The sequence below is a fragment of the Escherichia sp. AM3 genome (assembly GCF_032029835.1).
Taxonomy (GTDB): Bacteria; Pseudomonadota; Gammaproteobacteria; order Enterobacterales; family Enterobacteriaceae; genus Escherichia; species Escherichia coli.
The window spans coordinates 85,690-95,789 of sequence record NZ_JAVUPQ010000010.1 but is presented as its reverse complement, the minus strand read 5'-3'; the positions used below and the strand labels follow the sequence as shown (position 1 = coordinate 95,789).

The window sequence follows — 10,100 nt, the reverse complement described above, 5'->3', positions numbered from 1 at the left end:
CAGAAGTGAAACGCCGTAGCGCCGATGGTAGTGTGGGGTCTCCCCATGCGAGAGTAGGGAACTGCCAGGCATCAAATCAAGCGAAAGGCCATCCGTCAGGATGGCCTTTTTGCGTTGGTGAAAAAAATGCCTGATGCGACGCTGCGCGTCTTATACTCCCACATATGCCAGATTCAGCAACGGATGCGGTTTCCCCAACTTGCCTACTTCCATACGTGTCCTCCTTACCAGAAATTTATCCTTAAGCTCCTCAATAACCATTTTCCTGCTAACTAAATGCATGGTTAAGGTTGCATAATGATACGCAACAAATGTATAACATTTTCTTTACCAAAAGAAATAAACAAAAGCGACCAACAAAAGCATCGGATTACGGCAGGAGACATAATGGCATGGCTGAAAGTACTGTAACGGCAGACAGCAAACTGACAAGTAGTGATACTCGTCGCCGCATTTGGGCGATTGTGGGGGCCTCTTCAGGTAATCTGGTCGAGTGGTTCGATTTCTATGTCTACTCGTTCTGTTCACTCTACTTCGCCCACATTTTCTTCCCTTCCGGGAACACGACGACTCAACTACTACAAACAGCAGGTGTTTTTGCTGCGGGATTCCTGATGCGCCCAATAGGCGGTTGGCTATTTGGCCGCATAGCCGATAAACATGGTCGCAAAAAATCGATGCTGTTATCGGTGTGTATGATGTGTTTCGGATCGCTGGTTATCGCCTGCCTCCCAGGTTATGAAACTATAGGTACGTGGGCTCCGGCATTATTGCTTCTCGCTCGTTTATTTCAGGGATTATCCGTTGGCGGAGAATATGGCACCAGCGCCACCTATATGAGTGAAGTTGCCGTTGAAGGGCGCAAAGGTTTTTACGCATCATTTCAGTATGTGACGTTGATCGGCGGACAACTGCTAGCCCTACTGGTTGTCGTGGTTTTACAACACACCATGGAAGACGCTGCACTCAGAGAGTGGGGATGGCGTATTCCTTTCGCGTTAGGAGCTGTGTTAGCTGTTGTGGCGTTGTGGTTACGTCGTCAGTTAGATGAAACTTCGCAACAAGAAACGCGCGCTTTAAAAGAAGCTGGATCTCTGAAAGGATTATGGCGCAATCGCCGTGCATTCATCATGGTTCTCGGTTTTACCGCTGCGGGCTCCCTTTGTTTCTATACCTTCACTACTTATATGCAGAAGTATCTGGTAAATACTGCGGGAATGCATGCCAACGTGGCGAGTGGCATTATGACTGCCGCATTGTTTGTATTCATGCTTATTCAACCACTCATTGGCGCGCTGTCGGATAAGATTGGTCGCCGTACCTCAATGTTATGTTTCGGTTCGCTGGCAGCCATTTTTACCGTTCCTATTCTCTCAGCATTGCAAAACGTTTCCTCGCCTTATGCCGCTTTTGGTCTGGTGATGTGTGCCCTGCTGATAGTGAGTTTTTATACATCAATCAGTGGAATACTGAAGGCTGAGATGTTCCCGGCACAGGTTCGCGCATTAGGCGTTGGTCTGTCATATGCGGTCGCTAATGCTATATTTGGTGGTTCGGCGGAGTACGTAGCGTTGTCGCTGAAATCAATAGGAATGGAAACAGCCTTCTTCTGGTATGTGACCTTGATGGCCGTGGTGGCGTTTCTGGTTTCTTTGATGCTACATCGCAAAGGGAAGGGGATGCGTCTTTAGTGACGGGTCAGTTGCCAGACGGTATAGCCGGTGCTTGCACCGGCGACATCCCAGGCCAAATCCTTCCAGCTCCAGCCGCTCCCTTCGGGGCGGCTATCCCAAAGCTCTTTTGACGCCCCCAAACTGACAGAGAACATCAATCCAAACATGGCACTGTGATCCCGGCTCATCCCCTGATGCTGTGAATATTCATTTCCGGCGGCGGAAAGCATCGCCGAGGCGATAAAGTGTTGAGCTTTATCCTGCCCGCTCCAGCTATCGTTAGCCATATGGCTGCATCCAGAAAGTAACAATAGCGAACAGACAAAAAGAATACGCAAAACGTGGCCTCCAAAAAACAAACCCCGTACAGGACGGGGTTGTGATTACAGGATTCGGCTAATTAATCGGTCGATGCGGATACGGCGCAAACGGCGGATGAGTTTACGAACCTTCACCGGATAATCGGCAATACTTTGCAGATCGCGATAGTGCTTAACGATGGTGGTATGCTCGCGGATCAGCTCCAGTTCTTTCTCTCGCTGCGGCGCAAGCTCCAGTTGTGGATCGTGGATCAAAATGGCGTTTTCCAGATCCAGACGCCAGGCGCGCGGGTTCAGGTTATTACCGGTGATCAACATCCACTTATCATCAACCCACATCCCTTTCAGGTGATAGGTGTTGTCGTCATCTTTCCATAACCGAACCACTAACTGGTCAGTATTGACGTAATACTGCAAACGGCTCAGGAAACGACGCAGATTGATCTCATAGAGATAAGGCAATGCGCCAATTATCTTGAAAGGTTCATCTTCCGGAATGTAGAAGTCGTTCGCGGTTTTATCACCAACAATAATTTCGACCTTTTTCCCTTCGCGCAGCAACTGGATAATATTGCGCACAAGGATTGCTGGCAGGTTGAAGTATGGCGTACAGATGGTTAGTTTCTGCTCGGCACAAGGCATAAGATGGAAAATGGTCTTGTTCAACAGACTCGATTTCCCCAGCCCCACTAGCGGCGTTACGGAAAGCTGATCGTTGTCGGCATCGCCCTGGAAATGATAAGCGGCATCACGCAGCTCCTGGCGGAACAGACGAATATCGTTCTTGATTTCCGGGCTTTTTGGCCGATTAACATCATCCAGACGATTAACGCCGCGGCCATTCATAATATTCTGTGTAACCCATTCAAACATAATGTCTGACATCTTACGGTTACGGATAAGATGATAACGGTCGTAGCGATATTTATCGTGCTGATGCAGGTAAACATCGTTCAGGCTGGCACCGCTATAAAGTACGCTATCGTCGATGATAAAGCCTTTAAAGTGCAGAACACCAAGGGCTTCACGGGTATTGATTGGAACGCCATAAACCGGAACATCTACGCCCGGATTTTCCTGCGCCATGCGGCAGTACCAGTCAGCGTTAGTGTTAGATGCCGCAGCGCCAATGCGTCCACGTTGTGCACGATGCCAGTCGACCAGCACCCGCACATCCAGTTCCGGACGCTGCCTTTTAGCTTCATACAACGCGTTCAGAATGCCTTTGCCACCGTCATCCTGTTCGAGATACAGGGCGACAATGCAAATGCGCTGCTTCGCGCTGGCTATTTTTTCCAGCAGCGTCTCCCGGAAGTCGGCGGGAGCGTAAAAGAAATCGACATCATCAACTGATTGAGAAATCTTGGGTAGTTGGGCAAGGTGTTGTTGATGTTTATTACGCTTAAATTTTGACAACATCACAGTGCATTTCTTCTCTGTTCATTGAAGGGTCCTCTGTGCAATGCAGACGACATAAGCGGGCAATAATAACACCAGTCCCGATTAAGTGGTCAACATTTCCAGTACCTTACTCATGATTCCTCGCGCTGGGCAAGATTTAGCGTAAGCCCAACGATCCCCTCTTCGAGCTGGATATCAACGTTAAACCCGAGCTTGCGGGCTAGCGCCACCATGCCACGATTGTTTGGCATCGTAATACCATTCAGACGTTGTAGTCCGTGATCTCGCGTATAGGTAATCAACTTTTCCATTAAGCGTCGACCTAAGCCTAACCCTTTGAGATCCGAGCGAACCAGTACAGCAAATTCGGCATCGATGTTATCAGGATCGGAAATCGCACGCGTGACGCCGAGGATCTCTTCCGTTTGATCAATACGTCGTACCGCTACAAACGCCATTTCCCGATCGTAGTCGATCTGTGTCATGTTGGCTAAATCTTCATGGGTAAATTCGTTGATCTCGCTAAAGTAGCGGTAATAAAGATCTTCTTTGGTGACTCGCGAAATGAATTGCTGAAGTTGTGGCTCATCTTCTGGCAAAATCGGGCGGAACAAGCAGCGTTCACCGTTTTTCAATTCTACCCATTCTTCCAGCTGATGCGGATAAGGGCGCACTGCCAGCCGACTCTCGTTATCGCCTTCAAACGGCGAGATATCCAGCGTGACATCCAGCGCGGTAAATTCACTGCCAGAAGCCAGCAAAGGATGAATATCCAGACGCTGAATTTCCGGGCAATCGACAATCAAGTTGGAAACCTGCACCAGAAGCTGGCTCAAGCCTGCAACATCCAATGGGCGTAGCGCACTGCGCGCACGAATCTTTTTACTTTTGATCCCCTGAATAACCAGATAGCGGGCCAGGTTCATGTTCAGCGGCGGCAGTGCGACGACGGCTTGATCTTCAGGACGCCACTCCACACCGCCTTCACCCAGCATGATCAACGGCCCGAAAACCGGATCGTGCTCAACCACAACCCGCAACTCCTGAGCGCCAGCACGGTTAGCCATACTTTGCACCAACAGGCCGTGGACCCGCGCCTGTGGCCAGGCCATTTTTACGCGATCGAAAATAGCGTTCGCCGCTTGCTGGACTTCATTGGCTGTACGCAGGTAAAGCATGACGCCCTGAACTTCCGATTTATGTGGAATATCCGGCGAACGCAATTTCAGCGCCACCGGATAACCAATCTGTTCGGCAATATGCACCGCTTCGGTGCTATCGCTGGCAATCCAGGTAGGGAGCGTGTTCATGCCATACGCTTGCAGGATGGGCTGAACTTCATGGGTATCGAGCGACGTAGCCCCTTCGGCAATCGCCTGTTGCAACAGAAGATGCGCTTCTGCGGTATTGGAAGTCAGATTGCTGGGCAACGCCGGCGTTTCGCGTAGTTGCTTCTGATTACGCCGGTACTCCACCATATGCATAAAAGCAGTGATGGTTCCTTCCGGGGTACGGTAGGTCGGCAGCCCGGCTTCGCTGAATAAACGTCGTGCCTCTTGCGAGGAGTGCTCGCCGCACCAGTTCGTCAGCAAAGAGACATATTTGCTGCGGGGATGATGCTTTACCGCTTCAATTAATACTTGCGCGCTTTCTGTTGCGGGAGCAGCGGCGCTGGGCGAATGAATAACCATCAGCGCGTCAAAATCCTGGCTGTGGAGCAGAATATCCAGCGTTTTAATATAGTGCTCACTGCTGGCGTCATCGCGTAGATCGAGCGGGTTAGATATTGCCACATGTTCTGGCAGTGCATCGCGCAGTTTCTGGCAGGTTTCTTCGCTTAGCGTTGCCAGCTTGCCATTGCGTGACCATAAGGCATCCAGCGCCAGCGCGGCAGGCGCAGCACCGTTGCTGATAATCATCAGCCGGTCGCCACGTAGCGGGCGCATATGGCTAAGGGTTTCCACCGCCGAAAACAGCTCGTGGGTGTCCTGTACCCGCAACAAACCGGCACGCTGAATAGCCGCATCCCATGCCGGGTCCATTCCTGCCGTCGTGTTGAGCAGTCGCTGTGCCGCCGGGCTACGTCCGCTTTTAATCACCAGAATCGGTTTATTACGCGAGGCACTACGGGCCGCCGAAACAAAGCGTCGCGCGTCGCTTAACTGTTCGAGATAGAGCAGGATGGCGCTGGTTTTACTGTCGCGTGCCAGATAGTCAAGCAATTCATCAACGTCGATATCCAGGCTGTCGCCGAGCGCAATAAAGTAGGAAAAGCCCATCTTACGCTGTTGCGCCCAGTCGAGGATGGTGTTGGAGACGGCAGCCGATTGCGAAATAAACGCCAGCTTGCCGCGTTTAATCGGCACAGGCGAAAAGCTGGCATTCAGACCTTGCCAGGGAGCCAGTAAACCCAGACTGTTTGGTCCAAGCAGGCGCATGTTATGGCGCAGGGCGCAGGCGCGGAGATCTTCGTGTTGCGATGCCGGGGCGGAAAGAATAATGCAGGTTTTACAGCCTTTCTCGCCGAGCTCTTCCAGAAGAGCAAGATTACGGCTGGCATTGGTACATAAAACCGCAAGGTCGGGTGTAAAGGGCAAGCTGGCAATATCCGGCCAGGCCAACACACCCAACACCGCTTTCCAGGCTGGCGTCACCGGGAGTACCGGTCCGTTAAAGCCTCCCGCCAGCAGGTTACGCATCATCAGGTAACCTGCGCGATTGGGTTTCATCGACGCGCCAATTACCGCTATCGATTTTGGTCGCAGTAGTGCTTCCAGTCCTCGCTGACTCATACCGGTCTCCCGCAGAAGTGACCGAATGATTTTAAACGCTTTCTAACTGTTCTGCTGTGATGCTACCCAGATGTTGCGTTTTTCCTGCCAGATAGCGTGTTTTAAAGCGGGTAAAATGCTCGCCTAACCCTGCCGCCGCCCCGGTATCGCCGGCCATATCTAACAGTGCGATGGCTACCTCGGCAGTACAATATTGGCCTTCAGCCTGGGCTTCACGCAGGCGATAGGCAGAAAGCCGGGAAAGATCGACGGAAATGACGGGAAGATTATCCAGATACGGACTTTTACGAAACATCTTGCGAGCTTCCGGCCAGGTACCATCGAGCATGATAAACAGCGGTGGCTTACCGGCAGGTGGTGTGAAGATCACTTCCCGTTGCTCATCAGCATACGAAGCGGGAAAGACCACCATTGGCTGATAGTCCGGGTTTTGCACCAACTCCAGCAAATCCTGCGAGGGTTCGGTACGCGACCATTGAAACGCAACGGTATCAGGCAAAATATCAGCAATGAGACGCCCGGTATTACTGGGCTTCATTGGCTCGGTGTCGAACATCAGCAAACAGAAGCGACTTTTTGCTTGTGCTGGGGTAATTGTCGAACAGAGACATAATTTCTCTGGCAAAAGACAGCGTTGGCAGCGACGAACGCGATTACCGCGGGCAAGAAAAGGACGTGTTGCGCGCGCAATACGCTCGGCGCGTAACTGGAGAACAGCGTTTTCGGTCATAAGAGAGCGTCGAAAAAACGCCATTGTCGCAGAGGAGAAAACGGGGCACAAGATGCGCCCCGGTAAGATTAAAGAGATTCGTTCAGCCAGCTATCGAACGGCGCTTTCGGTACTGCGCCATTAAGCATGTCGACAACCTGACCGTTTTTGAAAATCATGATCGTCGGTATACTACGAATTCCAAAGCGACTGCTCAATTCACGTTCAGCTTCGGTATTCACTTTCACAAAGCGCACTTTACCGCTACGCTCTTGCGCGACATCTTCAAAAATTGGTGCGAAATTACGGCAGGGGCCGCACCACGGTGCCCAGAAGTCGATCACCACAGGTAGATCATCCTTCAGCAATTTGTCGAGTGTTTCACCGGTCGCATTAATCACCTCTCCGTCAAACAAGTCGTGACCGCAGCGTCCGCATTTTGCCGCATCTTCGATCCGATCGTCGGGAATGCGATTGATGGCCTGACAATGGGTACAAACGGTATTCATAACTAACCTCGGGATGAGTAAGGAGACTTATCGGCAACGACGCCGGTATGTTTCTAATATGTTACATATTATCGGGGACATTGTTCCAGACAACAATCTGTTTTATTCAATAGGTATGATAGTCGCAGGCTTTGGTACGAAATCATGGCGAACCGCGCGGACTTCGGGTAATCTGCGCGCTTCGCGCAGCGCTGGTGGAGAAAAGCATGAACGATGAAATGAAAGGTAAAAGCGGCAAGGTCAAAGTGATGTATGTCCGCAGTGATGATGATTCTGATAAACGTACCCACAACCCGCGTACCGGGAAAGGGGGCGGGCGTCCAGGAAAATCTCGTGCTGACGGTGGCCGTCGCCCCGCCCGCGATGACAAACAGAGTCAGCCCCGTGACCGCAAGTGGGAAGATTCGCCGTGGCGCACGGTTTCCCGCGCGCCGGGTGATGAGACGCCGGAAAAGGCCGATCACGGTGGCATCAGTGGTAAAAGTTTTATTGATCCGGAAGTGTTGCGTCGTCAGCGTGCGGAAGAAACCCGCGTCTACGGCGAAAATGCATGTCAGGCACTTTTCCAGAGCCGTCCGGAAGCGATTGTTCGCGCCTGGTTTATCCAGAGTGTAACGCCGCGTTTTAAAGAAGCTTTGCGCTGGATGGCAGCAAACCGCAAAGCGTACCATGTGGTGGATGAAGCGGAATTGACAAAAGCGTCAGGCACGGAACATCACGGCGGCGTTTGCTTCTTGATCAAAAAGCGTAACGGTACAACCGTGCAGCAGTGGGTAAGCCAGGCAGGCGCGCAGGATTGCGTTCTGGCACTGGAAAACGAATCTAACCCGCATAACCTGGGTGGCATGATGCGCAGCTGCGCGCACTTCGGCGTGAAAGGTGTCGTGGTGCAGGATGCGGCACTGCTGGAGTCGGGGGCGGCTATCCGTACCGCAGAAGGCGGCGCAGAGCACGTTCAGCCGATTACTGGCGACAACATTGTTAACGTGCTGGATGATTTCCGTCAGGCAGGTTACACCGTAGTGACCACTTCCAGCGAGCAGGGTAAACCGCTGTTCAAAACTAGTCTGCCAGCGAAAATGGTACTGGTGCTGGGTCAGGAATATGAAGGGTTACCGGATGCCGCACGCGATCCGAACGATCTGCGCGTGAAGATTGACGGTACGGGCAACGTTGCCGGGCTGAATATCTCTGTCGCAACCGGCGTTTTGCTTGGTGAATGGTGGCGTCAGAATAAAGCCTGATAAATCAGCCGGGTGGCAACTCTGCCATCCGGCATTTCCCCGCAAATTTACTCACTCTCTGCCGGTAATACTGGCATCCAGTCAATCGGCGTCTCGCCACGTTGTTCCAGCCACTGATTTGCCAGCACAAAATGGTTGCAGCCAAAGAATCCACGATGCGCCGAAAGCGGCGACGGATGCGGTGCTTTCAGTACATGATGGCGTTGCTTATCTATAATCGCCCCTTTCTTTTGCGCATGTGATCCCCACAACAAAAACACCACGCCTTCGCGGTGCTGGTTAATCAGGCTGATGACTTTATCAGTAAACGTCTCCCAACCGAGGCTGGCGTGGGAATGCGCCTGACCTGCGCGAACCGTCAACACAGTATTGAGCAGCAGAACGCCCTGACGCGCCCAGCTTTCGAGATAGCCATGATTAGGGCGGGTGAAGCCCGGAATAGTATTTTCCAGCTCTTTATACATATTCAATAATGACGGAGGAATGGCAATGCCGGGACGAACGGAAAATGCCAGACCATGCGCCTGTCCCGGTCCGTGATAAGGATCCTGGCCGAGAATCACCACTTTAACGTCACCCAACTCGGTAAAGCGGAACGCGTTAAAGACATCTTTTTGTGGTGGATAGATAGTGACGCCGGACTGCCGCTCGCTGGCGACGGTCTGAAGGGTATTAAGAAAATAAGGTTGTTGCTTCTCTTCAGCCAGCACGTCATGCCAGGTTAATTCGTTAGCCATCTCGCTCTCCTGCGAATCTTCAATCCGCCTAGCTTAACTGCTTCTTTCTACAGAACAAAATCATGCTCATTTTTTAGACTTAAACGAGTGCAAAAAAATGTAAATTGGTAAAATTTCACACCCGCATAAGTTGATGTAAAACAATAAAATCCATTTACGACCACAATCGATGTGTGGTTTTTATTGATTTAAATCAAAGAATCAAGGGTGGTTGAGGAGTATATATACACTCAAGCAACAATGGTTTTACCAATTGGCCGCGACAGGCTGAACAAATCAAATAATTTTGCCGGGGAGGCATCACATGATTACAGGTATCCAGATTACTAAAGCCGCTAACGACGATCTGCTGAACTCTTTCTGGCTGCTGGACAGCGAAAAAGGCGAAGCACGTTGCATCGTTGCAAAAGCAGGTTATGCAGAAGATGAAGTGGTTGCAGTAAGCAAACTGGGTGACATTGAATACCGTGAAGTTCCAGTAGAAGTGAAACCAGAAGTTCGCGTTGAAGGTGGTCAACACCTGAACGTTAACGTTCTGCGTCGTGAAACTCTGGAAGATGCAGTTAAGCATCCGGAAAAATATCCGCAGCTGACCATCCGTGTATCCGGTTATGCAGTTCGCTTTAACTCTCTGACTCCGGAACAGCAGCGCGACGTTATCGCTCGTACCTTTACTGAAAGCCTGTAAGGCTTAAGTAGCAAGTTACTAAGCGGA

Annotated in this window: 9 protein-coding genes; 3 read left to right on the top strand and 6 right to left on the bottom strand. The window is 51.2% G+C overall.

Annotated elements, in window-relative coordinates; all coding sequences use genetic code 11:
• The first annotated feature begins 392 nt into the window (after positions 1-392).
• Positions 393-1,691, top strand: a complete 1,299-nt coding sequence (gene kgtP, locus RTW80_RS06995) for an alpha-ketoglutarate permease (protein WP_000841103.1) — start codon at positions 393-395, stop codon at positions 1,689-1,691.
• On the opposite strand, the gene RTW80_RS06990 is transcribed toward kgtP, so the two are convergent.
• From RTW80_RS06990 to trxC, 5 genes are all read right to left on the bottom strand, one after another.
• The gene (locus tag RTW80_RS06990; RefSeq protein WP_001295360.1) at positions 1,688-2,011 is read right to left on the bottom strand and encodes a YfiM family lipoprotein; all 324 of its coding nucleotides are present in this window, start codon (positions 2,009-2,011) and stop codon (positions 1,688-1,690) included. The two genes, kgtP and RTW80_RS06990, sit on opposite strands and share 4 nt — an antisense overlap.
• Before the next feature lie 45 nt (positions 2,012-2,056).
• Positions 2,057-3,412: a CDP-diacylglycerol--serine O-phosphatidyltransferase gene (gene pssA, locus RTW80_RS06985; protein WP_000949265.1), complete on the bottom strand. Its 1,356-nt coding sequence runs from the start codon at positions 3,410-3,412 to the stop codon at positions 2,057-2,059.
• Between the two features lie 113 nt (positions 3,413-3,525).
• Positions 3,526-6,186, bottom strand: coding sequence for a peptidyl-lysine N-acetyltransferase PatZ (gene patZ / locus RTW80_RS06975; protein ID WP_000083005.1), 2,661 nt, complete (start codon positions 6,184-6,186; stop codon positions 3,526-3,528).
• Positions 6,187-6,217: 31 nt separating this feature from the next.
• On the bottom strand, positions 6,218-6,916 hold the full coding sequence (gene tapT, locus RTW80_RS06970; protein ID WP_001300438.1) for a tRNA-uridine aminocarboxypropyltransferase: 699 nt from the start codon (positions 6,914-6,916) through the stop codon (positions 6,218-6,220).
• 68 nt (positions 6,917-6,984) lie between these two features.
• Positions 6,985-7,404 carry a thioredoxin TrxC gene (gene trxC / locus RTW80_RS06965; protein ID WP_001098726.1) on the bottom strand — a complete coding sequence of 140 codons (420 nt, stop codon included), beginning with the start codon at positions 7,402-7,404 and terminating at the stop codon, positions 6,985-6,987.
• Between the two features lie 206 nt (positions 7,405-7,610).
• On the opposite strand from trxC, the gene RTW80_RS06960 reads away from it, so the two are divergent.
• Complete coding sequence (locus tag RTW80_RS06960; RefSeq protein ID WP_000997403.1) at positions 7,611-8,648, top strand: tRNA/rRNA methyltransferase; 1,038 nt, start codon at positions 7,611-7,613, stop codon at positions 8,646-8,648.
• A gap of 47 nt (positions 8,649-8,695) precedes the next feature.
• Here the strand turns inward: RTW80_RS06960 and ung are convergent, their stop codons facing one another.
• Positions 8,696-9,385, bottom strand: coding sequence for a uracil-DNA glycosylase (gene ung, locus RTW80_RS06955; RefSeq protein WP_001262716.1), 690 nt, complete (start codon positions 9,383-9,385; stop codon positions 8,696-8,698).
• A 304-nt stretch (positions 9,386-9,689) separates the two neighbouring features.
• Here ung and grcA point away from each other — a divergent pair, with 304 nt between their 5' ends.
• Positions 9,690-10,073, top strand: coding sequence for an autonomous glycyl radical cofactor GrcA (gene grcA, locus RTW80_RS06950; protein ID WP_000627807.1), 384 nt, complete (start codon positions 9,690-9,692; stop codon positions 10,071-10,073).
• Positions 10,074-10,100 lie beyond the last annotated feature (27 nt).

Excerpts from the sequence above, each read along its gene's own strand:
- kgtP (WP_000841103.1), top strand. The coding sequence starts at position 393 with ATGGCTGAAAGTACTGTAACGGCAGACAGCAAACTGACAAGTAGTGAT.
- pssA (WP_000949265.1), bottom strand. The coding sequence starts at position 3,412 with ATGTTGTCAAAATTTAAGCGTAATAAACATCAACAACACCTTGCCCAA.
- patZ (WP_000083005.1), bottom strand. The coding sequence starts at position 6,186 with ATGAGTCAGCGAGGACTGGAAGCACTACTGCGACCAAAATCGATAGCG.
- tapT (WP_001300438.1), bottom strand. The coding sequence starts at position 6,916 with ATGACCGAAAACGCTGTTCTCCAGTTACGCGCCGAGCGTATTGCGCGC.
- trxC (WP_001098726.1), bottom strand. The coding sequence starts at position 7,404 with ATGAATACCGTTTGTACCCATTGTCAGGCCATCAATCGCATTCCCGAC.
- RTW80_RS06960 (WP_000997403.1), top strand. The coding sequence starts at position 7,611 with ATGAACGATGAAATGAAAGGTAAAAGCGGCAAGGTCAAAGTGATGTAT.
- ung (WP_001262716.1), bottom strand. The coding sequence starts at position 9,385 with ATGGCTAACGAATTAACCTGGCATGACGTGCTGGCTGAAGAGAAGCAA.
- grcA (WP_000627807.1), top strand. The coding sequence starts at position 9,690 with ATGATTACAGGTATCCAGATTACTAAAGCCGCTAACGACGATCTGCTG.